This window comes from Aneurinibacillus thermoaerophilus (genome assembly GCF_900099925.1).
Classification (GTDB): Bacteria; Bacillota; Bacilli; order Aneurinibacillales; family Aneurinibacillaceae; genus Aneurinibacillus; species Aneurinibacillus thermoaerophilus.
On the sequence record NZ_FNDE01000001.1, the window covers coordinates 184,601 to 208,462 of the forward strand.

A 23,862-nucleotide genomic window follows, 5' to 3' on the forward strand; every position below is an offset into this window, starting at 1 on the left:
TATGCAATTGCTAGAGTTGTTGCCTGCGTTTTTGCTTGTATTCGTTCGGCTTACTGCTTTCTTTGTAACAGCACCTATTTTTTCGACAAGAAGCATTCCGGCCGTATTCAAAATTGGTCTTTCTTTTTTTATTGCTTTTATCGCTTTTCCGCTTGTGAAAGCGAATCATGTGATTCCGGTTGACTGGACTTATGTATATCTTGTTATAAAAGAAGTGCTAACCGGCCTATTGCTTGGATTTCTTGCAGCCTTGTTTCTGGCTGCCGTCCAGGTAGCGGGTTCCATTATTGATATGATGCTGGGATTGGCAATGGCGTCGGTCGTTGATCCGCTAACGGGAACACAAGCACCATTGATGGGAAACTTTAAGTACATTCTTACGATGTTATTTATTTTATCGGCAAATGGTCACCATTTATTAATTCAAGGTGTACTGTCAAGCTATCAAGTTGTGCCGCTGGATCGTTGGTTTAGCGGGATGAGTGATGGGACATTGTCCACGTTTTTGATCGAGAAGTTTTCATATATGTTCATGTCGGGAATGTTGCTGGCCGCACCGTTGGTAAGCTCTTTGTTTGTCATTGATCTTGCGCTTGGCATCATGGCGAAAACGGTGCCGCAAATGAATATTTTTGTAGTGGGGATGCCGGTCAAAATTCTCGCAGGCTTTCTGATTCTGGTTGTTGTTTTTCCGGGTTACTTTTTTGTTATGACCCGCCTTCTGGAAGTATTGTTTTCCGCAATGGCACGCATGATCGAAATAATGGGGGCAGTTCCATGAACACGATTCGCTTTCAGGTAGACTTGCAGTTTTTTTCAGGGGAAAAAACCGAGAAAGCAACGCCGCATAGACGGAAGAAAGCGAGAGAAGAAGGACAGGTTGCCAAAAGTCAGGAAGTGCCTGCCGCCCTTGTTCTGTTCAGTTTGTTTTTGTTTTTACTCTTTATGGGCAAGAGCATGGGAGATAGAATCTATCAATTTTTTCAAGCTTTTTTTAATAGGTATTTGTTATTTGAACTTACTGAAGAAACAACGGAAAAATTAATGACGGAGATGGTATACCAAGCTGCGCTGATGGTCTGGCCGATTTTTTTGATTTCCATGGCCATTGCTTTTTTTGCGAATTATCTTCAGTTTGGTTTATTGTTTACCACAAAGCCTTTGCAACTGAAGCTGGATAAGCTTGACCCGATTAAAGGAGCAAAAAGAATTTTTTCGTTGCAGGCTCTGGTTAATTTAATCAAATCCATTCTAAAGGTCGTGTTTGTTGGAATAGCAGTATGGCTGGTACTGTGGGCTGGCAAAGAGGAATTATTGACGCTGGCGACTAAATCCGTAGGGGACATGCTGACCGTTGTAGGAAAGCTTACACTGCAGATGGGATTTATGGTCGCCGGGTTGCTCGTTGTTTTATCCATCCTTGATTATATGTATCAAAAATTCCAATACGAAAAGCAGCTTCGCATGTCCAAGCAGGATATTAAAGATGAGCACAAAATGATAGAAGGCGACCCGCAAATTAAAGGAAAGATTAAACAGAAGCAACGTGAAATGGCTATGCGGCGCATGATGCAGGAGGTGCCAAACGCTGACGTCGTAATCACGAACCCGACGCACTTTGCAGTGGCGCTTAAGTATGATGGAACCACAATGCAGGCGCCGACTGTGGTGGCGAAAGGACAGGATTTTGTTGCGTTGCGAATAAAAGAGATTGCTGAACGGCACGAAGTTGTGACAATAGAAAACAAGCCGCTTGCGCGCGCATTGTACGCGCAAGTAGAAATCAACCAGCAAATTCCTGAAGAATTGTTTCAGGCGGTAGCTGAGATTTTGGCTTACGTCTACAGAGTAAAAGGAAAAATTTAAGGAATGAAAGGGGGAGAAAAAGATGAATCGCAAGGATTTACTTGTTATGGGATTTGTTATCTGCGTCGTTATTATGCTTGTTATTCCCATGCCGAATCCTCTCCTCGACTTTCTTTTAATCATTAATCTTTCATTGTCTCTAACGATTCTTTTGGTGGCAATGAACACTAATGAGCCCGTTCAATTTTCGATCTTCCCGTCCTTGTTGCTGATTACGACGATTTTTCGTTTGGCGTTAAACGTTTCGTCAACGCGTAACATCTTATCGCTAGGGGAAGCGGGAAATGTCATTGAGGCTTTCGGCTCGTTTGTGATCAGCGGGAATGCAATTGTCGGCTTTGTCGTTTTCTTAATTTTAACATTGATTAATTTCATGGTTATCACGAAGGGCTCGGAGCGTGTCGCTGAAGTGGCGGCCCGTTTTACGCTTGACGCGATGCCCGGAAAACAGATGGCCATTGACGCTGACTTGAACGCTGGTGCGATATCGGACGCGGAAGCGCAGGCGAGACGGAAGAAAATCAGTCAGGAGTCCGAATTTTTCGGCGCGATGGACGGTGCGACCAAATTTGTCAAAGGTGATGCGATTGCCGGCATTGTTATTTTTATTATCAATATTATCGGCGGACTTGTCATAGGGATGGTTATTCATGGGATGGATTTTGCCGAAGCAGCCAAAACCTTTACCTTGCTTTCGGTTGGTGACGGCTTGGTGAGTCAAATCCCCGCTTTGCTGTTATCCACCGCGACAGGGATTATCGTAACCCGTGCGGCATCGGAGGATAATATCGGCGATGATCTAATGAAGCAAATGCTTTCTTATCCGCGATTATTGTATGTGGTAGCGGCCACTGTCGCTTTGATGGGAATCTTTACACCGATTGGCGTGTTGCGCACGTTTCCGGTGGCAGGGGTGCTTGCATTTGGCGGATTTCGCCTGCAAAAAAGCATAAGAGCAAAAGAAATCGAACTCGAGTCTGTGCCGGAAGAGGCGGATATGGAAGATGTGCGCAGTCCGGAAAGCGTGGTGAGCCTGCTCTATATCGACCCGATTGAGTTTGAATTTGGTTACGGGCTGATTCCGCTTGCTGATGCGAATCAGGGAGGGGATTTGCTTGACCGGGTCATTATGATTCGCCGGCAATGTGCGCTTGAACTCGGTCTTGTCGTGCCTGTTATTCGCATTCGCGACAATATCCAGCTACGCCCGAACGAGTATGTGATTAAGATAAAGGGGAATCAGGTAGCACGCGGCGAGATTATGCTTGACCACTATTTGGCAATGAGCCCTGGGATTGATGACGAATCCGTTGTCGGAATTGAAACGGTTGAGCCAGCCTTTGGATTGCCGGCTCTTTGGGTAACGGAAGAAGTAAAAGAGCGCGCGGAAATGGCCGGTTATACGGTGGTTGATCCACCTTCTGTAGTAGCTACGCATCTTACCGAGATCATTAAGCGGTATGCGCACGAACTGCTGAACCGTCAGGAAACGAAGGCGTTAATTGACAATGTGCGTGAGACCGCCCCTGCTTTGGTAGAAGAGCTAATCCCGAACATTATGGGGGTTGGAGATGTACAAAAAGTACTGCAAAAGCTGCTGAAAGAGAAGATCTCGATTCGCAATTTGCCGACCATTCTCGAAACACTGGCAGATTACGGTACATATACGAAAGATACAGATCTGTTAACGGAATATGTACGTCAGGCACTTTCGCGGCAAATTACGCTACAATTTGCTAACCCGGGTGAACCCCTGCAAGTCATTACCGCGGGTCCAAGTTTGGAAAAAGCGATTTCTGATTCTATCCAGCAGACGGAGCAGGGGAACTATATGGCGATTGATCCAGATACGTCGCAACGGATTTTTAACGCTTTATCCGAACAGGTAAACCGTATGCTCCAAATGGGTCAGCAGCCGATTATTTTAACTTCGCCGGCCATTCGCATGTATTTGCGCCAATTGGTGGAGCGAATGATGCCGGAAGTCCCTGTTTTATCTTATAACGAATTGGAGCCGCAAATTGAAATTCAAAGCGTAGGGGTGGTGAGCATCTAATGCGCGTAAAAAAATATGTTGTTAATTCGATGGCAGAAGCGCTACAGCAAATCCGAAGCGATTTGGGCAAAGACGCGGTCATTCTTACTACAAAACCCATCAAAACAGGTGGGTTTTTAGGTATGTTTCGCAAGCGACAGCTTGAAGTGATCGCCGCTATCGAGCCAGAGGAAGAAAAGGGGGCCGAGCGTTCCCAAAAAACAATGTTGTCGCCCTCGAAACATTCCAGGCTTTCTACGCCCGTTCCAGCAACAAAAGAAGAAACAGGAGAAAAAGCGCCATTTTCCGCTATTCTTCAAACGGCGGCTTTTCGGACGCAAAGCGCATCAAACCATGATCGGAAAAAAGAGGAGCAGGAAAACCGCGTTTCGCGGGAGTTGGACGAGATGCGAAGCATGCTGTGGAAACTTGTGATGGCGGATACAGCCGGAGCTTCGCTTCCTAAGCCCTTTCTTCCTATTCGTCAACGCCTGATAGGTCAAGATGTTGCGCAAGATATCGTAGGCTTGATTTTCGAAAAAGTAATAAAAGAATTGGAACTGGAAAAGTTGCAAGATGAACGGCAGGTGCGCCAAAAAGTAAAAGAAACGATTATTGATATAGTAAGGGAAGCCAATTCCGCCCATGGACCGCTCCGAGATACGACTGCATTTGTGAATGTTGTCGGACCGACCGGAGTGGGAAAAACGACGACACTGGCGAAGCTGGCCGCGGAAAGTGTACTTCGGGACAAAAAAAGGATTGGAATGCTCACATCTGATACGTATCGGATGGCGGCTGTGGAGCAATTGAAAACATACGCCAATATTTTAAATGTGCCGCTTAAAGTCGTTTATTCACCGGAAGAGCTAGCTACTAGTGTGGAGCGTCTTGCCGGGTGTGATTTACTATTTATGGATACCGCAGGACGCAATTACCGTAATAAAGAGTATGTAGATGAAATTAACAAGCTTTTACAGTCCCCTTTGCCGAGCGAAACGTTTCTTGTGTTGAGCCTGACTGCTAAACATGGCGATCTGGAAACTGTTGTTGAAAGTTTTAAAGAAACGCGGATTGACAAGGTGATTTTTACGAAAATCGATGAGACAGGAACGTATGGCTCGATCCTGAATTTGGTGGTAAAGTACAAACTCGCTCTTTCTTATTTTACGACAGGACAAAATGTACCTGATGACATTGAAATCGCAACCCCGGAAAAAGTGGCGACCATGCTTTTGGGAGAGTTATGCGAATGAGTGATCAGGCACAGCGCTTAAGGGAGAAACTTAGCGTACGCTCAGCCGCGTCCTCAAGCTATTCTTCCAAAACGGCAAAAACAAGGGTGATTGCGGTAACAAGCGGAAAGGGCGGAGTGGGAAAATCGAATGTTTCCCTTAACTTTGCTTTGTGTTTACAGCAAAAAGGGCAAAAAGTTGTGCTTTTTGATATGGACGTAGGGTTCGCTAATATTGATGTGTTAATGGGTATTTCGACCCGAAGAAATATTGTCGATTTAATAGACAAGAGGCTCTCTATTTGGGATATTATTGAAAGAGGGCCTAATGACCTAGAATTTGTTGCTGGCGGATCGGGACTCTCGCAAATTTTTGAGCTTGACGAGATAAAATTACATTATTTTTTCGAACAATTAACCCATTTGCACGGATATGCTGATACAATTATTTTAGACACGAGTGCAGGTATGTCCAAAGACACGCTTCGCTTTTTGCTCGCTGCGGATGAAGTGATCCTGGTCACGACTCCTGAACCGACTGCCATAACAGATGCTTATGCTTTGGTTAAAATGGCGCATAGCCAAAAGTATGATATTCGCTTCAACATTGTGGTTAATCGTGCGGTAGGCGGGAAAGAAGGGAAAGTGACTGGAGAAAAATTAGTGCTTGTAGCCCGGGAATTTCTAAATTTAGAAATGAACATGCTTGGCTTTATATACGACGATGTTCATGTTTCAAAAGCGGTAAAAAAGCAGCAGCCTTTTTGTCTTGCTTACCCTCGAAGCAAAGCGGCGAACTGCATTCGAAACTTGACAGAAGCATATCTTACGGGTGGCAAAGAGGCAAACACAGAAGGGATGAAAGGGTTTATTTCACGGCTACGGGTGTTATGGAAATAAAGCAGAAGGGAGGGAGCATGCAGTGTATCCAATTCGAGCTGTCGTTGTCGATGACTCAGCTTTTATGAGAAAAATAATCAGCGATTTGCTTGCGGGAGATCCCGATATTCAAGTAGTGGGAAAAGGGCGCAATGGCTTGGAGGCCATCGAGTTGGTAAAAAAGTTGTCGCCTGACGTGATCACGTTAGATGTGGAAATGCCGGTGATGAGTGGGATTGAGGCGCTTGAGCAAATTATGAAAGTTTCTCCTCTTCCGGTTGTCATGTTGAGCAGCCTTACACAGCACGGGACAAGTGAAACCATTCGCGCCCTTGAAATGGGAGCGGTTGACTTTATTTCTAAGCCGTCTGGAGCCATTTCCCTTGATCTGCACAAGATAGGCGCAGAGATTGTACAGAAGGTGAAAGAGGCAGCGGGTGTAAAAGTTTCCCGGCTTATTAAGAGTGAAATAGCGCCGCTTCGTGTGTCCCCCTTGCTTCGGTCAGGCGGTCAGCACCATCCGGGTTCTGTCTTAGCTGAAAAAGAAACGGTTCGAGACGACAACGAGAAAAAAATATGGCATGCAGAAGATGGAAGAAGAAATGTGCATAATTTGGTAGCGATCGGTACTTCTACAGGAGGGCCAAAAGCGCTTCAGGTGCTATTGCGTGATTTTCCCCGCGATTTTAGAGGAGCGGTGGTAATCGTCCAGCATATGCCCCCTGGTTTTACAAAGTCGTTGGCCCAGCGTCTGAACTCGTTGTGTGAAATTGAGGTAACAGAAGCGGAAGATAATCAGGTTCTTAAGGAAGGTCACGCGTACATCGCGCCTGGAAACTATCATATGGAAATCAGGCAACGTACTGATGGAGAGCTGTACATATCGCTGAACCAATCACAGCCGCGTGGAGGACACAGACCTTCTGTTGATATGTTGTTTGAATCCATTGCACGCATCCATCATCCCGCTAAATACGCCATTATTATGACGGGAATGGGAAGCGATGGTACAGCAGGGTTAAAAAAGTTAAAAGAAACTGGAAACTGTACTGTGATTGCTCAGGATGAATCAACATGCGTCGTATTTGGTATGCCAAGGGCTGCCATTCGAGCTGGAACGGTTGACATTGTAGCGCCGCTTCATGAAATTTCTGTCCAGCTTATGCGGTGTTTAAGCAGTTAGGGAGGGGGATGGTTTATGGAAATGAATCAATATTTAGATATGTTTATTGAAGAATCAAAAGAACACATTCAGGCGATCAATGACAATTTGCTCGTATTAGAGAATGAGCCGGAAAATGTAAATTTGATCAACGAAATTTTTCGCTCTGCTCATACGTTGAAGGGAATGGCGGCTACCATGGGCTTTGAAGATATGGCGGCCCTTACTCATGAAATGGAAAATGTGCTTGATCAGGCTCGGAACCATAAGCTTGTACTTAACACGGACATTATGGATGTGATTTTTCAGTGCGTAGACTTATTGGAAACGATGTTGTATTCCATCGCGGGAGGCGGTGACGGAAAGGAAGACGTATCTCGTGTTGTTTCCGCGCTTAAAGCGATTCTGCGGGGAGAGGCGCCAGGAACTGCGCAGAAAAATACAGGCGAACATATCGTGACGACCGGGGAAACAGCCGCCACAACGGAGGTAGTTGCAGCGCCCAGTCACTATAGCTTGGATGCCTACGAAATTACAGTCATTGAGCAATCGATTCAGTCGGGATTTTGCGCCTATTGGATTAAAACGTTAATTCGGGATGATTGCGTGTTGAAAGCGGCGCGTGCGTATATGGTATATGACGGTTTGGAATCGCTCGGGGAAGTCATCAAAACGACGCCTCCCGTCGAAGAAATTGAAGAAGAAAAGTTTGATAAGTCGTTCGAAATCGTTCTGATCAGCAAAGAACCACGCGAAAAAATAGAGCAAACGGTAATGAACGTATCAGAAATCGAAGCGGTAGAAGTGGAAGTTATTGACCTTGCAGCCCATAAGGTAGAGAAAAGAAAGCAGGAAGAAAAGCAGGTATCAGCAGTCACGGCTGCACGGACGGCACGAAAAGGGGCGGAAAGTATCAAAGAAGAGAAGACGTCGCAGACGCCCGTACTGAAAAAAGCAGCAGCAAGTAAGACCATTCGTGTCGATATTGAGAGGCTTGATGTATTAATGAACCTGTTTAGCGAGCTGGTGATCGATCGCGGCAGGCTGGAGCAGTTGGCTCGCGAATCTGGACAAAGTGCCCTGATGGAAACGGTGGAGCACATGAGCCGTATTAGCGGCGACTTGCAAAATATCATCCTTACGATGCGCATGGTGCCGGTGGAGCAGGTGTTTAATCGTTTTCCGCGCATGGTTCGCGATTTAGCGAAAGAATTAAACAAGAAAATCAATCTCGAAATTGTCGGTGCCGAAACAGAGCTTGACCGTACCGTTATTGATGAAATTGGTGACCCCCTTGTTCACTTGTTACGCAATTCTATTGACCATGGCATTGAATCGGTGGAAGAACGGCGCGCGGCCGGTAAGCCAGAGGAAGGGTTAGTACAGCTTAAAGCGTATCACAGCGGCAATCATGTATTTATTGAGGTAAAGGATGACGGCAGAGGCATTAATCGCGAAAAAGTGCTGAAAAAAGCGATTGAGCGCGGGATTGTGACAGAGCAAGCGGTAAGCTCTTTTTCGAATAAGCAAATCGATGAATTGTTGTTTGCTTCTGGTTTAAGCACAGCGGACAAAATTTCCGATGTTTCCGGTCGCGGTGTCGGGCTTGACGTTGTAAAAACAAAAATCGAGTCGCTTGGCGGTTCATGCAGCGTCGATTCAACCCCTGGAGCAGGAACTACATTTTTGATTCAGCTTCCGCTTACGTTGTCTATTATTTCGGCGATGCTTGTGCAGGTGGAAGATGAAAAATTTGCTGTACCTTTAAGTTCCATTATCGAAACGGCCATCTTTTCGCCAGATGAAATTATGCATGCACATCAGCAGAACGTCATCGATTTTCGCGGGCGGATTGTGCCGCTTGTTTCGCTCAAGTCGATTTTCAACATTCCGGATAACGGAAAGCCGAAAGAAAGTGACATTTCGGTTGTTATTGTACGCAAAGGGGACAAAATGGCCGGACTTGTTGTAGATTCTTTTATCGGTCAGCAGGAAATCGTATTGAAATCGCTTGGCAAATATCTTACGAATGTCTTTGCCATTTCCGGAGCGACGATTCTTGGGGATGGTCAGGTAGCCCTTATTATCGATTGTAACGCCTTAATTAAATAGAGGAGGAATAACCATGCTGGATCATAAAGATATTGAAGAAGAAATTAAAGTGATCGTGTTTCGTCTAAAAGATGAAGAATACGGGGTCGAGGTGGGTCAGGTTAAGTCTATTGAACGCCTTGAACATATTACCCGGGTTCCGCGTACGCCGCATTTTGTTAAAGGGGTCATTAATTTGCGCGGCGTTGTCACTCCGATCGTCGACTTGCGCCGCCGCTTTGGTATTGAAGAAACCGCTTATAACGAGGTGACGCGGATCATTATTGTGGCTGTTGGGGAAGTGGAAGTTGGTTTGATTGTTGATTCAGCAAATGATGTTATTGATATTCCTGTCAATGCGATCGAGCCGCCACCGGCAGTGGTCGGAGGCGTTGAGGCGGTATACTTGCGCGGTGTGGCGAAGCTGGATCGCCGTCTGCTGATTCTTCTTAATCTTGATAAAGTATTAAGCACTGAAGAAATCAAGCAACTGGAGAATATTGAGGCATAGGGCGATGAAATTCGAAAGTTTTGGTGATTTTCAGCTTGATGTCCTGCGGGAAATAGGGAATATCGGGGCCGGGAATGCGGCCACCGCTCTTTCAAAGCTGATTTCAAAAGAAATTGATATGCAGATTCCGCAGGTGAATATTATTTCTTTTGACGAAATTGCAGATGTTGTCGGCGGAGCGGAGGCACTTGTCGTGTGCGTATTTTTGCGGGTGTTAGGAGATGTCCCGGCCAGCATGTTTTTTATTATCTCTATAGAATCGGCCAAAAATTTAATGAAAGAACTGCTGGGAATGGAAACAAAGGAAGAAGGCTCTTTCGATGATATGGAACTGTCCATGCTTAACGAAATCGGCAATATTCTTGCTGGTTCCTACTTATCCTCATTGGCCGATTTTACGAACCTGAACATGCAACCGTCAGTACCGGCGGTTGCCATTGATATGGCCGGTGCAATTTTGTCTTATGGTTTGCTTGAAGTTGGTTACAGTGGAGATTTTGCCCTTACTATTGACACGGCCTTTTTTCAGGGGAATGAAGAGATATCCGGTCACTTCTTTCTCATTCCTGATCCAGACGCTTTCTCTCGACTTTTCCAGGCGCTAGGGGTTCCTTTTGAATGAATATTATTAAAGTAGGTATGGCGGATTTAAACGTGGCAAAATCTCCAGATCGGATTCGCACGACAGGTCTAGGCTCCTGTGTAGGGGTTGTATTGTTTGATGGACAGAACAAAATAGGAGGTATGGCTCATATTATGCTTCCTGATTCCTCTTTGAGCAAAGGGCCGCTAAATGTGGCGAAATACGCGGACACGGCCATTCCAAAATTAATAGAAGATATGGAAAGAGCGGGAGCAAATCGCCGCAAGCTGGTGGCAAAGCTGGCCGGAGGAGCGCAAATGTTTGCGTTTTCTGTTGCGAGCGATACCATGCGAATTGGCCCACGCAATGTGGAGGCTTGCAAGCAGGTGTTACATGAGGCACGTATTCCAATTGTTGCCGAAGATACGGGAGGAAATTGCGGGCGTACGATTGAACTAGATAGCTATACCGGTATTTTAAACGTTCGTACGGTAAATCAAGGAGTAAAGGAATTGTAATATGCGGGTAGGTTCAATAAAATGGAACTTTATTGTTGCGGGAATGATCGGCGGTTTCACGCTATTGTTTTCGCTTATGAATAACCTCTTTTGGGAGAGCTTTTTACGTTCTCTGCTTGCTTTTTTGCTATTTTTTCTTCTTATGTTTTTGTTTCGTTATCTAGCAGGTAAAGCCGTCGGCAAAGAAGCTTTGCAGCATATCCCTTCGGAGACAAAAGGACGGCACGTAGATTTGATAACGCCGGAAGATCTTGAATATGAACGCAGTCAGCAGAGCGGTGAAGACGAGAGCCGGGAGAAGCAACCGTCCCGGGCGGACTTTTCGCAATTCACCGCTACTGATTTCCCCACCATTACGCGCAGCAACAGGGAAAATATCAACCCGGAAGAGATCGCGCGGGCTCTGCGTGTATTCTCCGATGAATAGAAGGGAGTGGGCGTATGATGGCGCGAAAACCTAAGAAACAAATTGATATGAATAAATGGAAACGGTGGCGGGAAGAAGGGGATCGGCAGGCAGAAATTGAATTAATTGAGGAGTATCTACCGCTGGTTAACTACGTTGCTAACAGGTTGTCCATCGGCTTGCCGGATATCGTGGACAGAGATGATTTAATTAGCTTTGGTCGCTTGGGCTTGTTAGACGCTTTAAAGAGATTTGATTATACGCGCGGGCTTCAATTTGAAACGTATGGAATGTGGAGGATCCGGGGGGCGATGATTGATGGCTTGCGTGAGAATGATGTGCTTCCCCGTTCTATCCGCGATAAAGCGAAAAAAATCGAAGAGGCGTATGCACAATTGGAGCAGCAATATCTTAGATCCGCTACCGATGAGGAGGTAAGCAGGCATCTAAATATGTCCGTAGAGGAACTGAATCAGATATTGCAGGATGTAGCATTCGCTTCCATGTTTTCACTAGATGAGCCGATTCAGGACGAAGAGGATCAGAAGCATTCCCGGCAATCGGTGATTATTGATGAGCAAGCAGAGAGACCGGAGGCGGCGCTTCACAGGGAACAAAGGAAACAAATTCTCGCGGAAGCCATTGATCGCCTTCCGCCAAAAGAAAGAACAATTGTCGCGTTGTTTTACTATGAGGAATGCTCTTTAACGGAGATTGCGGAAATCATGGGGCTGTCCGCCTCGCGTATTTCCCAGCTGCATTCCAAAGCTATTTTTCGGATGCGGGGAGCGTTGCAGCGGGCGAGAGATTACTTATTAAATGAGTAAAAGGGGGAGAAGGAGTTTGAATATGGAAGAATCAGAAAGTAAAGTAGAGCAAACTTCTACCTCAGAAGCGCTGGCGGATATGGTGAAAATCAAGATTTCCAAAGATAAAATGGAAGCAACCATGGAATTGTTTTTGGAAGATAAAATAAATGTCACATATGAAGAACTTCTGGCGATTTTACACCGTAACCGTGTTACATTTGGAATTGATGATGAGCTGCTTCGGCAAGTCGTCGAAAATCCTTACCTTTATACAGGAAAAAGGTTGATCGTTGCGCGTGGAAATCCGCCGGTTGCCGGCAAAGATGGTTCTATCGAACTTCTTGTGCGTTCGTCCGGCAAAAAAGGCCCGCAGGAGCGCGAAGACGGAAGTGTCGACTATTATAGCGTTCTGGAATTGCTAAATGTTAAAAAAGGACAGTTGCTTGCTAAGAAAATTCCACCGACCAAAGGGCAACCGGGAACAAATGTTAGCGGGGAGAGCGTGCGGAGCAAAGATGGGAAAGAAGCGCGTTTTCGAATCGGAAAAAATGTGTTGCTTGATCAAGATAAGATGCGTGCTTACGCTGCGATAGATGGCCAGCTTTCTATGACTGGAAGAGGAAGGCTGAATGTTCTTCCGGTGTTTGAAGTAAAAGAGGACGTGGATTTCAGCGTTGGAAATATTGACTTTATCGGCAATGTGATTGTACATGGAAACGTGCACCCTGGTTTTACCATTCGGGCGGGAGGCGATATCCGGATCGCTGGTACTGTGGAAAGAGCAACGTTGGAAGCGAAAGGAACCATTGAAATCAGGGGAGGTGTTATCGGTCATCATAAAGGGACAATTACAGCAGGCGTTGATGTGAAAACAAGCTTTATTCAGAGTGCGGTTGTCAAAGCAGAAAATGATGTCATTGTGTCACAGGTCATTATGCACAGCAACGTGAGCGCGGGTCGTGACATTATCTGTAGGTCGACGAAAGGTCTGATTGTCGGTGGGATCGTGCAGGCCGGGCAGAAGGTTGTGGCTAACATTATCGGCAATGCCACGAATACTCCGACCACCGTTGAAGTAGGGACGAATCCTCAATTGCGTGAAGAATTGCACACTTTGCGGAAAGACATAAAAGAATGTATGGAGTCGATTGAAAAGTCGGCTCAGGGGCTTCGTTTTATTGACCGATTGGCGATGCAAGGGAAGCTTACTCCTGAGAAGCAGGCCATGCAAATCAAGCTCAAAAACACTAAACTATTGGCTGAAAAGAAACTGGCTCAGGCAAAAGAAAGAATGGATGAAATCGAAGCAAAATTAAATGGAATGGAAAATGCACGGGTGGAATGTCGTCATGTTATGTACAGCGGAACCAAGTTAGTTTTTGGTAATGCGGTGCGGTTCATTAAGGATAATTGTAGCAAAGTCGCATTCATTCTTGGAGAAGACGGTCAGATTACCTCAACGCTGTTGGAAAGCAAATAAGGGAAAGAAGGGACTCGGATGACGTTACGCGCCCTAGAATTGCAAATTGCGATTCCACGTATGCAGGATATTGGAAAAATTCAGGAGCATTTGAAGGAAAGACCTCAGCAGGAGCAGATGAATCTTAGTTTAGAGCGGGAACAAAAAGATGAAGTGAACCGAACGCGTGTGGCAAAAGCAGAAGAAGCGGTTGAAAGCCGTGTGGCCCGTGACGGAAAGCAAGGAGCTGATTACAGGGGACAGGACGAAGCTAAAAAGCGCAGGCGAAAAAAGAAATTCATTCAGAGTGAAAAGCAAAACCTGCATCCTTATAAAGGACATAGTTTGGATATTTCGCTTTAGATTCCCTTTAATCTTTTGATATTCGTTGTGTAGTAAGAGAGAGGAAATACAGAGGGACGCCAAAGGAACTCATAAAATATCCAAGAATATTTGTATAGTTGGTGAATGTGCATGGTTGAAATTTGGCTTTCCGGTCTTACTGTTGTTATGCTGCTGATAGTGCTGCGTCTTTTGAAAAACAGTGGGGGAGGATCGCAGAACACGGCAGATGAAGAGAGGCTTCAAACATTGATCACCGAGTTTGATCAAGAAAATAAGGAGCTTGTACGTTCGATTGCCCAGTTAAAACGGACGACGGATTTAGAATTGACCGGAGTGAAAGAAGAACTGAAAACGCTTCAGGAACAAGTAAAGGCGCTTACGAGGCAAAATGAGCAGTTGCGACAGTCGCTATCTTCGCTTCAATATCACCATCAAGCTGGTCTTTCAAGTGGTGTAATGTTTTCCGGTTCGACTTCTATTCCTGTTTTTTTGAAGGATGACTACAAAGACATCCCCGATCTATACGTGCAGGGGATGTCTTCGCATGATATCGCCCGCAAGCTCGGGATCGGCAACGGAGAAGTTGAGATGGTATTGCAAATGTTGAAAAAACAAGGTTTTCTTTCCTAAAATATAGCCTTGCTTCATTTGTCATAAAATTTTCTTGACGGCTTGTTGCATTTTTTTAACACCTATGGTATATTTACAGACGGTGTAAAAATACACACGTTCTTCAATTTGGGTGAGGGTGCTTGCGCTTTCAGGTGTGAGTCTCATCTAAAAATGCGAAGGGCGGAGGAATTTTTAAAAACCATTTAAGGAGGTGTCGTTGAAGATGGCAGTAATTTCTATGAAGCAATTACTGGAAGCCGGTGTACACTTTGGTCACCAGACTCGTCGTTGGAACCCAAAGATGGCCCGCTATATCTTCACGGAGCGTAACGGAATTTATATCATTGACCTGCAAAAAACTGTGAAAAAAGTGGAGGAAGCATACAACTTTGTTCGTGAGTTGGCTGCTTCTGGAGGTAAAATCCTGTTTGTAGGTACAAAAAAGCAAGCGCAGGAATCTGTAGCTGAAGAAGCTGAACGCTGCGGTATGTACTACATCAACCAGCGCTGGTTAGGTGGTACGCTGACGAACTTCGCTACAATCCAAAAACGCGTAGCACGTCTTCACCAACTGGAAGAAATGGAGAACGACGGCACTTTTGAAATTCTTCCGAAAAAAGAAGTGATTTTGCTTCGTAAAGAAAAAGAGCGCCTGGAGAAATTCCTCGGCGGTATTAGGAACATGAAAGAACTTCCGGATGCGATTTTCGTAATCGATCCCCGCAAAGAGCGCATTGCAGTTGCTGAAGCTCGCAAGCTTGGTATCCCGATCGTTGGTATCGTTGATACAAACTGTGATCCGGATGAAATTGATTACGTAATTCCTGGTAACGATGACGCGATTCGCGCTGTGAAACTGCTCACTGCAAAAATGGCAGACGCGGTGCTCGAAGCGAACCAGGGTTCTGGTGAAGAGGTCGCAGCTACTGTATAAGTTCCGCAAGCAATGTAAGGGTGGGCGGAGGGTGTAACCTTTCTCCACCCTTTTGTTACACTAAGAACATGAAGCACAACATAAGTGTATCCTTTTATTTTCTGAACATAACTAAGGTGTAGGAGGATTTTCTCATGGCGATTACTGCAAGCATGGTAAAAGAACTGCGCGAAAGAACAGGCGCGGGCATGATGGATTGTAAAAAAGCGCTGCAAGAAGCGAATGGAGACATGGAAAAAGCGATTGACATTCTTCGTGAGAAAGGAATCGCAAAAGCCGCGAAAAAATCTGACCGGATCGCTGCCGAGGGTCTCACTGCTGTGGCTGTTCAGGGAAATGCGGCTTGCATTGTAGAGGTAAACTCTGAAACAGATTTCGTAGCTAAGAATGAACAATTTCAAAGCTTTGTAAAAGACATTACAGAACATCTTTTGAGCCAGCGTCCGACGAACGTAGAGGAAGCGCTTGAACAACCGTTCAAGGGAGAAGGCGCAAAACTGCAAGATGTGCTGAATGAGAAAATCGCTACCATTGGCGAAAACATGAACATTCGCCGTTTTGAAATTCTTGAGAAGCCGGAAGGTAATCTGTTCGGGCAATATTTACATATGGGTGGCCGCATCGGCGTGCTGGTTGAACTTGCAAACACGACAAATGAAGAATTGGCCAAAGATATTGCGATGCAAATCGCGGCTGCGCGTCCGACTTACGTAACTCGCGACCAAGTAGACGCGAAAGAACTTGAAAGAGAACGTGAAGTTTTGACAGCGCAAGCGCTTAACGAAGGCAAACCGGAAAATATTGTGCAAAAAATGGTGGAAGGCCGCCTGAACAAGTATTATGAAGAAGTTTGCCTTGTCGAGCAAGCATTCGTGAAAGATCCTGATAAGAAAGTAAAAGATTTGCTGAAAGCTGAAAACGCGGAAGTTGTGCGTTTCGTTCGCTATGAAGTGGGCGAGGGCATCGAGAAAAAAGCTGATAACTTCGTGGAAGAAGTAATGGCGCAAACGAAAAAACAATAATGCCTAATGACCGAATAGGGAACACACCGTGTTCCCTATTTTATAAACTGCTGAAAAGCAGGAATTTGCCTTTGTATTCACGAAGAATTTAAAAAGGATTGGAGTTGTTTTTCAATGCCACTTCCCGCGTATAAGCGTGTTGTATTAAAATTAAGCGGAGAGGCCCTCGCCGGAAATGTGGGGTATGGGATCGATTCCGACGTAATTACATCCATTTCCCATCAAATCAAAGAAATCGTGGAGCTTGGCGTGCAGGTTGCCATTGTGGTCGGGGGTGGAAATATTTGGCGTGGCCTTGCTGGAAGCGCTAAGGGCATTGACCGTACAACCGCCGATTATATGGGAATGCTTGCTACGGTTATGAATAGCTTGGCACTGCAGGATGGTCTTGAGAAAGTAGGCGTTCCGACACGCGTGCAAACCTCGATCGAAATGCGGCAAGTTGCCGAACCTTACATAAGAAGAAAAGCCGTGCGCCATCTGGAAAAAAACCGTGTCGTGATTTTCGCGGCCGGTACGGGTAATCCTTATTTCTCTACCGATACAACAGCGGCGTTGCGTGCGGCTGAAATTGAAGCGGAAGTTATCCTTATGGCCAAAAACAAAGTGGACGGGGTATATTCTGCCGATCCGGTGCTTGACCCCAACGCCGTGAAATACGAAACACTTACGTTCCTCGAAGTGTTAAATAAGGGATTGGGCGTGATGGATTCCACCGCTTCAAGCCTGTGCATGGATAACAATATTCCGCTTATTGTTTTCTCGATTCTTGAAGAGGGGAATATTAAGCGAGTGATTATGGGCGAAAAAATCGGTACGATTGTGAAAGGAGAATAGCGACGATGCCACAGCAAGTAATAAAAGAAGCCGAAGAAAGAATGGATAAAGCGATCGCTTCTTTAAAACGCGAGTTGTCAACTCTGCGTGCCGGTAGAGCGACTCCGGCTTTGCTTGATAAAGTAATGGTTGATTACTACGGCTCTCAAGTACCGGTGAACCAGACTGCGAATATTAGTACGCCGGAGCCGCGCTTGATTGTTATCCAGCCGTGGGAAAAAAGCATGCTGGGACCGATTGAAAAAGCGATTCTTAAATCCGAACTTGGATTGACGCCGACAAACGACGGAAACGTCATCCGTATCGCGATTCCGCCGTTAACAGAACAACGCCGGACGGAGCTGGTGAAACTGGCGAAAAAAGAGGGCGAGGAAGCGAAAATCGCCATCCGCAACATTCGCCGAGATGCCAACGATGCAATTAAGAAAATGGAGAAAAACGGCGAAATTACGGAAGACGACATGAAGCATAATCAGGATTTGGTGCAAAAAGTAACGGATAAACATGTGAATCTGGTGGATCAAATCGTTTCTGAAAAAGAAAAAGAAATCATGGAAGTGTAACGCGTAAACCCCCTCTTCGATGAGGGGGTTTATGATATATTCCTTTGTACGGGGGAACGTACGTATGCTTAATAAACTAACCAGGTGGATGCAAAGAAGTGAAGAAGATTCTCTGCCGGGCGAATGGAATCTGAACCCGCATAACATTCCGAAGCATGTGGCCATTATCATGGATGGAAACGGCAGATGGGCGAAGCAGCGCGCTTTGCCGCGCGTAGCTGGGCATCGAGCCGGGATGAAGACAGTGAAAGAAATTACGAAAGCAGCGGACGAAATTGGGATTGAAGTGCTGACGTTGTACGCTTTTTCAACGGAGAATTGGAAGCGCCCCGCGGATGAAGTTGAATATTTGATGCGCCTGCCACAGGAGTATCTGGCAACAGAACTGAAAGAACTGATTGAGCGCAATGTGCAGGTGCGCATGGTGGGATATGAGGAAAGTCTCCCCGAATATACGTTGAAAGCGGTTCGTGAAGCAAGGGAAAAAACACGCCACAATACCGGGCTGATTTTGAATTTTGCGCTGAATTACGGTAGCCGTGCGGAAATGGTCACGGCCGTGAAGCAAATCGTGCAGGAAGTGCAAGAAGGTAAATTGGATATAGAGCAGATTAATGAAGAGATGTTTGGCTCTTACCTGACTACAAGAGGACTGCCTGATCCTGACTTGCTTATCAGAACAAGCGGCGAGCTTCGTCTGAGTAATTTTATGCTATGGCAGCTTGCGTACAGTGAATTCTGGTTTAGCGACGTGTATTGGCCTGATTTTTCCCGGAACCATTTTTTTGAGGCTATTAAAGCGTATCAGCAGCGCAACAGAAGATACGGAGCGCTAACGTAACAGCGGGCGCGCCGGATAAGAGGTGGAACGCTTGAAAACACGGGTAATTACAGGGATTTTTGGAGGGGCAGGCTTTCTTCTTGTTGTTTATCAGGGGGGAATTTGGTATACTGCCCTTGTTTTTTTTCTTGCTACGCTTGCATATTATGAGCTCATTTGCATGAACCGAATCCGCCTGGTGGATTGGCATGGGCTGACAGGCCTTGTTTTTCTTTGGGTTTTGCTTTTCCCAAATGTAGTATGGGATGAAAAAATGTTGCGCGGCGATGTCGTGTTCCTGTTTGTATTAGCGTTTTTGTTTATTACCGTTGCCTCTAAAAACCGTGTCGAATACCACCAGGTCGCTTACCTTTTGTTTAGCGCGTTTTATTTGGGCATCGGGTTCCATTTTATGAATGAAACCCGGATTACAAACGGGCTGATGGTGACACTGGCTATTTTATTCAGTACGTGGGCGACGGACACAGGCGCCTACTTCGTCGGAAAAGCGCGGGGAAAAACGAAGCTATGGCCATCTATCAGCCCGAACAAAACGGTGGAAGGTGCCCTTGGCGGAGTGATATTGGCTATTCTTACGATGGTTATTTTTTCCCTCGTAACAGATTCACTGACGCTTCCGCGCGCTGTGCTGATCGCATTTATTATTTCGATAAGCGGCCAGATTGGTGATCTAATGGAATCGGCCATCAAGCGTACGCTGAACGTTAAGGACTCGGGTACAATTCTGCCCGGTCATGGGGGCGTGCTTGACAGGTTTGACAGTTTAATCATTGTCTTCCCTGTTCTGCATTTGCTTCATTTGTTATAAAATGAGAAAAAGAGAGAAAGAAGGTAGACCATCCATAGGAGGAAATATGAAAAAAATCGCCATCCTAGGTTCTACAGGATCAATAGGGACACAGGCGCTCGATGTGGTACGGCAGCATCCGGAGCGCTTTTCCGTTGCGGCACTCGCGGCGGGACAAAACATTGGGCTTTTGGCCGAGCAGGCCAGAGAATTTAAGCCGCGTATTGTTTCGGTAAGTACAAAAGAACTGGCTGAAAACATTAAACTGCAACTGCCTTCTGAAATTCAGGTAACATGGGGAGAAGAAGGAGCCTTTGCTGTAGCGACTCATCCTGACGCAACTTTTGTCATTTCTGCTATGGTAGGCAGCGCAGGTCTAGCGCCGACGCTCGCCGCCATTGAAGCGGGGAAGTGCATTGGCCTGGCCAATAAGGAAACGCTGGTTACCGCCGGCCATATTGTGATGCAAAAAGCGAAAACGCGTGACGTTTCCGTCATTCCGATAGATAGCGAGCATTCCGCCATTTTCCAATGTTTACAGGGAGAAGATAGAAGGACGATAAAACGCCTGATTATTACTGCATCTGGCGGATCTTTTCGCGATTTAAGCCGGGATCAGCTTCGGAATGTAACCGTGGAACAGGCGCTTGCCCATCCAAATTGGAGCATGGGGGCTAAAATTACAATCGATTCGGCTACAATGATGAATAAAGGGCTGGAGATTATCGAAGCCCACTGGCTGTTTGATTTGCCGTACTCGAAAATCGACACGATTCTCCATAAAGAAAGCATTATTCATTCCATGGTGGAGTTTACGGATCGAGCGGTAATGGCCCAGCTGGGGACACCCGATATGCGCATTCCGATTCAATATGCGCTTAGCTATCCAGAAAGGGTGCCGCTGGAAACGGAACCGTTAGACCTCGTAAAAATTTCTAGCCTTCATTTTGCGACGCTGGATTTTGAGCGTTACCCCTGTCTTCGTTTTGCTTATGAAGCGGGCCGAATAGGCGGTACGATGCCGACTGTGTTGAACGCTGCTAATGAAGTCGCAGTAGCGAGATTTTTACGTAAGGAAATTCCGTTTCTGGCCATTGAGGATACGATCGCGCACGTGATGGCAAAGCACCAGGTCGCGGAACATCCGAACCTGGATGAGATTTTTGAGGCGGACATGTGGGCGCGTCAGGTAGCGACGCAGTATCAACCGGTCTAATGGAAAGGTCAAACAATCAGGAAAGGTGGAACCCCGTTGGTACAAGTTTTAGCCATTGTTCTTGTGTTCGGACTGTTAGTGTTTATTCATGAGTTAGGACATCTTCTTCTTGCCAAACGCGCAGGAATTTTATGTCGAGAATTCGCCATTGGCATGGGGCCGAAATTGTTTTCGTTTGTAAAGGGCGAAACGCGGTATACGCTTCGCCTGCTGCCGATTGGCGGATTCGTGCGCATGGCCGGAGAGGATCCGGAAGTGATTGAGATTCATCACGGACAAGATGTAGGCCTTACGTTTGACAAAGACGGGAAAGTGACGCACATTATTCTTACGAACATCCGCAATCACCCGGAAGCGACTGTAGTGACGGTGAAAGAAGCTGATTTGGAGCATCAGCTGTTGATCCGGGGGATAGAGGACGGGGAAGAAGTGAGTTATCCTGTCCATCCGAAAGCGGTGATTTTGCAGCATAACCAAGAGACGCAGATCGCGCCTTATGATCGTCAGTTTGGCAGCAAAACGGTAGGACAACGCGCGGCTGCCATTTTTGCAGGACCGCTGGCTAATTTTTTGCTTGCGTTTGTATTGCTTACTGGATTGGGACTGGCTTACGGCGTTCCTGTAGATAAACCGATCATCGGGCAGACGATCCCGGATCAGCCAGCGGCGCAGGCCGGCCTGAAACAAGGGGATAAAGTGCTGTCCGTGGCCGGCAAGCCGATGAATACGTGGAAAGATATTGTTCAAATTGTGAGTGCATCACCCGGAAAAGAGCTAACTTTTGTTATTGAGCGAGAGGGAGAACAGTTTTCCGTGCCTGTTACCCCGGTGAAAGAGGGAGAGATCGGGAAGATCGGCGTGTATTCGCCGACATCCAAATCTCCGCTCGGCGCAGCCAAGTACGGGGCGGTAACGACATACGAGTTTTCCAAATTGATTTACCAAATGCTTGGTAAATTGTTTACCGGTCAAGTTCCGGTACAGGAGCTGTCGGGGCCGGTGGGGATTTTCAATTATACCTACAAAGCAGCGGAAAACGGGCTTGTCGTTCTTGTTCAGTGGGCGGCAGCGCTTAGTGTGAACTTAGGGATCATGAATTTGCTTCCGTTGCCGGCGCTCGATGGAGGAAGGCTGGTGTTTATTGGGATTGAAGCGTTGCGGGGACGACCGATTGACCCGCAAAAAGAAGGCATGGTTCATTTCCTTGGCTTTGCTTTCCTAATGGTGCTTATTCTCGTGGTAACATGGAACGACATTCAACGTTTCTTTTAATAAAACCATCATGGTTTGTCAGTTACAAGCCCCGGTATGAAAGCAACATATTCATGCTGTCATCCATTTTCACAGAAGTTACAAGTCGTATTTATGAGGAGGTAGAGTGTTGTGAAGCAATCCAAACTATTTCTCCCGACGCTTCGGGAGGTGCCGGCAGAGGCGGAAATTGCAAGCCACCAGCTAATGGTGCGCGCGGGGCTGATGCGTCAGCTTGTATCTGGCGTTTATACATATTTGCCGCTTGGACTTAGAGTTCTGCGCAAGGTGCAGGAGATCGTCCGCGAAGAGATGGATAGAGCAGGTGCGCAGGAAATTTCCATGCCGGCCATTCAACCCGCTGAATTATGGCAGGAAACAGGACGCTGGGATGCCTATGGCCCTGAATTAATGCGCCTCAAAGATCGCCATCATCGCGACTTTGTGCTCGGTCCGACGCATGAAGAGGTTGTGACCAGCCTTGTGCGGGATAACTTGAATACGTACAAAAAATTGCCGATTAACCTTTATCAAATTCAAACAAAATACCGTGACGAGGTGCGGCCACGCTTTGGGGTCATTCGTTCCCGCGAATTTATCATGAAGGACGCATACAGTTTTGATGTAAGCCGGGAAGGGTTGGACAAAAGCTACCAAAGCATGTACGATGCGTACACCCGCATCTTTACGCGGGCCGGGCTTACATTCCGGGCGGTCGAAGCGGATGCGGGAGCCATTGGAGGCAAGGGCACGCATGAATTTATGGCGCTGTCTGAAATCGGGGAAGATACCATCGCCTATTGCACGTCTTGCGACTACGCGGCAAACCTTGAAAAGGCCGAAGTTGTGTACAAGCCTGTTGCAGAGCGTACTGTGACAGAAGCGCCGATGGAAAAAGTGCCGACACCGGGCGTGAAAACGATCGAACAACTAATGAATCATTTCAATATGGAAGCGCGTCAGTTTATTAAAGCGCTCGTCTTTAAAGCGGACGATCGCTTTGTTGTTGCCCTTGTGCGCGGGGATCATGAGCTGAACGATGTGAAACTGAAGAATCTTGTCGATGCCAACGTGCTAGCGATGGCAACGGAAGAAGAAATGAAGAAACTAGGCATTCCGCTCGGCTTTGTCGGTCCGTTCCATCTGCCGGAGGGAGTGGAAGTGTACGCTGACCTCGCTGTGCAGGATATGGGAAGTGCGGTTGCGGGCGCAAACGAAAAAGACTACCACTATACACATGTGGTGCCAGGTCGCGATTTTACGGTACAAGCGTATGCGGATTTGCGCAATATTGTAGAGGGCGATGAATGTTCGCGCTGTGGCGGCCATATAGCGTTTGCACGCGGAATCGAAGTGGGTCATGTCTTCAAGCTAGGTACACGCTACAGCGAGAAGATGGGCGCAAAGTTCCTCGATGAGAATGGCAAAGAGCAACCGATGATTATGGGATGCTATGGTATCGGCATTTCTCGTATGGTGGCTGCGTGCGTGGAGCAGAACCATGACGAAAACGGTATTATTTGGCCTTGGTCGCTGGCGCCGTACCACATCCATGTTGTGCCGGTCAATGTGAAAAATGAAGAACAAAAACAACTGGCAGAATCCATTTACGAAATGCTTGGGCGAGCGGGATATGAAGTGCTACTTGATGACCGTCCGGAGCGCGCTGGTGTAAAATTCAAAGACGCGGATCTCATCGGCTTGCCGATTCGTGTGACGGTGGGCGGCAAAGCCAGTGAGGGGATTGTGGAATGTAAGGTGCGTAAAACCGGTGAAAGCCAGGATGTGCATGTGGACGAACTTTTGGCCCATATTCAACACTTTGCTACTTCACTACAATAATAAATAAGAAGCGGACAGGGTACTCCTTTTTTGGGGTACCTGCTTACTCTTGCAGGAGG

At 46.5% G+C, this 23,862-nt stretch carries 24 protein-coding genes; all 24 read left to right on the forward strand.

Translation table 11 applies throughout. The features are described from left to right. Nucleotide 1 precedes the first annotated feature (1 nt). The 24 genes from fliR (at nt 2) to BLR88_RS01045 (ending at nt 23,803) form a co-directional block, all read left to right on the forward strand. Complete coding sequence (gene fliR, locus BLR88_RS00930) at nt 2-781, forward strand: flagellar biosynthetic protein FliR (RefSeq protein WP_057898420.1); 780 nt, start codon at nt 2-4, stop codon at nt 779-781. After that, nucleotides 778-1,866: a flagellar biosynthesis protein FlhB gene (gene flhB, locus BLR88_RS00935; protein WP_057898421.1), complete on the forward strand. Its 1,089-nt coding sequence runs from the start codon at nt 778-780 to the stop codon at nt 1,864-1,866. The genes fliR and flhB overlap by 4 nt, the downstream gene beginning before the upstream one ends. A gap of 22 nt (nt 1,867-1,888) precedes the next feature. Next, nucleotides 1,889-3,922, forward strand: a complete 2,034-nt coding sequence (gene flhA, locus BLR88_RS00940) for a flagellar biosynthesis protein FlhA (protein ID WP_057898422.1) — start codon at nt 1,889-1,891, stop codon at nt 3,920-3,922. After that, on the forward strand, nt 3,922-5,157 hold the full coding sequence (flhF, locus tag BLR88_RS00945; protein WP_057898423.1) for a flagellar biosynthesis protein FlhF: 1,236 nt from the start codon (nt 3,922-3,924) through the stop codon (nt 5,155-5,157). Before flhA ends, flhF begins: the two co-directional genes overlap by 1 nt. Continuing rightward, entirely contained in the window at nt 5,154-6,035 is an 882-nt protein-coding gene (locus BLR88_RS00950; protein ID WP_057898424.1) for a MinD/ParA family protein, read from the forward strand. Before flhF ends, BLR88_RS00950 begins: the two co-directional genes overlap by 4 nt. Nucleotides 6,036-6,057: 22 nt before the next feature. Next, entirely contained in the window at nt 6,058-7,197 is a 1,140-nt protein-coding gene (locus BLR88_RS00955) for a protein-glutamate methylesterase/protein-glutamine glutaminase (protein ID WP_091259629.1), read from the forward strand. A gap of 15 nt (nt 7,198-7,212) precedes the next feature. After that, nucleotides 7,213-9,288, forward strand: coding sequence for a chemotaxis protein CheA (locus BLR88_RS00960; protein WP_057898425.1), 2,076 nt, complete (start codon nt 7,213-7,215; stop codon nt 9,286-9,288). 13 nt (nt 9,289-9,301) lie between these two features. After that, nucleotides 9,302-9,778 (forward strand): chemotaxis protein CheW, encoded by a 477-nt coding sequence (locus BLR88_RS00965; RefSeq protein ID WP_091259632.1) that lies wholly within the window; start codon nt 9,302-9,304, stop codon nt 9,776-9,778. Nucleotides 9,779-9,782: 4 nt separating this feature from the next. After that, nucleotides 9,783-10,400 (forward strand): chemotaxis protein CheC, encoded by a 618-nt coding sequence (locus tag BLR88_RS00970; RefSeq protein WP_057898427.1) that lies wholly within the window; start codon nt 9,783-9,785, stop codon nt 10,398-10,400. Beyond that, nucleotides 10,397-10,879: a chemotaxis protein CheD gene (locus BLR88_RS00975; RefSeq protein ID WP_057898428.1), complete on the forward strand. Its 483-nt coding sequence runs from the start codon at nt 10,397-10,399 to the stop codon at nt 10,877-10,879. The genes BLR88_RS00970 and BLR88_RS00975 overlap by 4 nt, the downstream gene beginning before the upstream one ends. Before the next feature lies 1 nt (nt 10,880). Further along, entirely contained in the window at nt 10,881-11,306 is a 426-nt protein-coding gene (locus tag BLR88_RS00980; RefSeq protein WP_091259634.1) for a hypothetical protein, read from the forward strand. A gap of 17 nt (nt 11,307-11,323) precedes the next feature. Next, a complete protein-coding gene (locus tag BLR88_RS00985; RefSeq protein WP_057900286.1) occupies nt 11,324-12,112 on the forward strand; it encodes a FliA/WhiG family RNA polymerase sigma factor in 789 nt (262 codons plus the stop codon). A 22-nt stretch (nt 12,113-12,134) separates the two neighbouring features. After that, a complete protein-coding gene (locus BLR88_RS00990; protein WP_057898430.1) occupies nt 12,135-13,574 on the forward strand; it encodes a DUF342 domain-containing protein in 1,440 nt (479 codons plus the stop codon). A gap of 18 nt (nt 13,575-13,592) precedes the next feature. Further along, complete coding sequence (locus tag BLR88_RS00995; RefSeq protein ID WP_057898431.1) at nt 13,593-13,916, forward strand: hypothetical protein; 324 nt, start codon at nt 13,593-13,595, stop codon at nt 13,914-13,916. 111 nt (nt 13,917-14,027) lie between these two features. After that, nucleotides 14,028-14,528 carry a DUF6115 domain-containing protein gene (locus BLR88_RS01000; protein WP_057898432.1) on the forward strand — a complete coding sequence of 167 codons (501 nt, stop codon included), beginning with the start codon at nt 14,028-14,030 and terminating at the stop codon, nt 14,526-14,528. A 205-nt stretch (nt 14,529-14,733) separates the two neighbouring features. Beyond that, entirely contained in the window at nt 14,734-15,444 is a 711-nt protein-coding gene (gene rpsB / locus BLR88_RS01005) for a 30S ribosomal protein S2 (RefSeq protein WP_057898433.1), read from the forward strand. Between the two features lie 134 nt (nt 15,445-15,578). Next, on the forward strand, nt 15,579-16,466 hold the full coding sequence (gene tsf / locus BLR88_RS01010) for a translation elongation factor Ts (RefSeq protein ID WP_057898434.1): 888 nt from the start codon (nt 15,579-15,581) through the stop codon (nt 16,464-16,466). Nucleotides 16,467-16,580: 114 nt separating this feature from the next. Next, a complete protein-coding gene (gene pyrH, locus BLR88_RS01015) occupies nt 16,581-17,303 on the forward strand; it encodes a UMP kinase (RefSeq protein ID WP_057898435.1) in 723 nt (240 codons plus the stop codon). A gap of 5 nt (nt 17,304-17,308) precedes the next feature. Then, nucleotides 17,309-17,866 (forward strand): ribosome recycling factor, encoded by a 558-nt coding sequence (gene frr / locus BLR88_RS01020; RefSeq protein ID WP_057898436.1) that lies wholly within the window; start codon nt 17,309-17,311, stop codon nt 17,864-17,866. A 64-nt stretch (nt 17,867-17,930) separates the two neighbouring features. Beyond that, on the forward strand, nt 17,931-18,707 hold the full coding sequence (locus BLR88_RS01025; RefSeq protein WP_057900287.1) for an isoprenyl transferase: 777 nt from the start codon (nt 17,931-17,933) through the stop codon (nt 18,705-18,707). Between the two features lie 22 nt (nt 18,708-18,729). Next, nucleotides 18,730-19,515 (forward strand): phosphatidate cytidylyltransferase, encoded by a 786-nt coding sequence (locus BLR88_RS01030; protein WP_236781983.1) that lies wholly within the window; start codon nt 18,730-18,732, stop codon nt 19,513-19,515. A gap of 46 nt (nt 19,516-19,561) precedes the next feature. After that, on the forward strand, nt 19,562-20,710 hold the full coding sequence (locus BLR88_RS01035) for a 1-deoxy-D-xylulose-5-phosphate reductoisomerase (protein WP_057898438.1): 1,149 nt from the start codon (nt 19,562-19,564) through the stop codon (nt 20,708-20,710). Nucleotides 20,711-20,746: 36 nt separating this feature from the next. Then, entirely contained in the window at nt 20,747-21,982 is a 1,236-nt protein-coding gene (rseP, locus tag BLR88_RS01040; RefSeq protein WP_057898439.1) for an RIP metalloprotease RseP, read from the forward strand. A 111-nt stretch (nt 21,983-22,093) separates the two neighbouring features. After that, nucleotides 22,094-23,803 (forward strand): proline--tRNA ligase, encoded by a 1,710-nt coding sequence (locus BLR88_RS01045; protein WP_057898440.1) that lies wholly within the window; start codon nt 22,094-22,096, stop codon nt 23,801-23,803. The last annotated feature ends 59 nt before the right edge of the window (nt 23,804-23,862 follow it).

Bases quoted from the DNA above. Each gene is read 5' to 3' on its own strand.
- fliR (WP_057898420.1), top strand. From the start codon at position 2: ATGCAATTGCTAGAGTTGTTGCCTGCGTTTTTGCTTGTATTCGTTCGG.
- flhB (WP_057898421.1), top strand. From the start codon at position 778: ATGAACACGATTCGCTTTCAGGTAGACTTGCAGTTTTTTTCAGGGGAA.
- flhA (WP_057898422.1), top strand. From the start codon at position 1,889: ATGAATCGCAAGGATTTACTTGTTATGGGATTTGTTATCTGCGTCGTT.
- flhF (WP_057898423.1), top strand. From the start codon at position 3,922: ATGCGCGTAAAAAAATATGTTGTTAATTCGATGGCAGAAGCGCTACAG.
- BLR88_RS00950 (WP_057898424.1), top strand. From the start codon at position 5,154: ATGAGTGATCAGGCACAGCGCTTAAGGGAGAAACTTAGCGTACGCTCA.
- BLR88_RS00960 (WP_057898425.1), top strand. From the start codon at position 7,213: ATGGAAATGAATCAATATTTAGATATGTTTATTGAAGAATCAAAAGAA.
- BLR88_RS00965 (WP_091259632.1), top strand. From the start codon at position 9,302: ATGCTGGATCATAAAGATATTGAAGAAGAAATTAAAGTGATCGTGTTT.
- BLR88_RS00970 (WP_057898427.1), top strand. From the start codon at position 9,783: ATGAAATTCGAAAGTTTTGGTGATTTTCAGCTTGATGTCCTGCGGGAA.
- BLR88_RS00975 (WP_057898428.1), top strand. From the start codon at position 10,397: ATGAATATTATTAAAGTAGGTATGGCGGATTTAAACGTGGCAAAATCT.
- BLR88_RS00980 (WP_091259634.1), top strand. From the start codon at position 10,881: ATGCGGGTAGGTTCAATAAAATGGAACTTTATTGTTGCGGGAATGATC.
- BLR88_RS00985 (WP_057900286.1), top strand. From the start codon at position 11,324: ATGGCGCGAAAACCTAAGAAACAAATTGATATGAATAAATGGAAACGG.
- BLR88_RS00990 (WP_057898430.1), top strand. From the start codon at position 12,135: ATGGAAGAATCAGAAAGTAAAGTAGAGCAAACTTCTACCTCAGAAGCG.
- BLR88_RS00995 (WP_057898431.1), top strand. From the start codon at position 13,593: ATGACGTTACGCGCCCTAGAATTGCAAATTGCGATTCCACGTATGCAG.
- BLR88_RS01000 (WP_057898432.1), top strand. From the start codon at position 14,028: ATGGTTGAAATTTGGCTTTCCGGTCTTACTGTTGTTATGCTGCTGATA.
- rpsB (WP_057898433.1), top strand. From the start codon at position 14,734: ATGGCAGTAATTTCTATGAAGCAATTACTGGAAGCCGGTGTACACTTT.
- tsf (WP_057898434.1), top strand. From the start codon at position 15,579: ATGGCGATTACTGCAAGCATGGTAAAAGAACTGCGCGAAAGAACAGGC.
- pyrH (WP_057898435.1), top strand. From the start codon at position 16,581: ATGCCACTTCCCGCGTATAAGCGTGTTGTATTAAAATTAAGCGGAGAG.
- frr (WP_057898436.1), top strand. From the start codon at position 17,309: ATGCCACAGCAAGTAATAAAAGAAGCCGAAGAAAGAATGGATAAAGCG.
- BLR88_RS01025 (WP_057900287.1), top strand. From the start codon at position 17,931: ATGCTTAATAAACTAACCAGGTGGATGCAAAGAAGTGAAGAAGATTCT.
- BLR88_RS01035 (WP_057898438.1), top strand. From the start codon at position 19,562: ATGAAAAAAATCGCCATCCTAGGTTCTACAGGATCAATAGGGACACAG.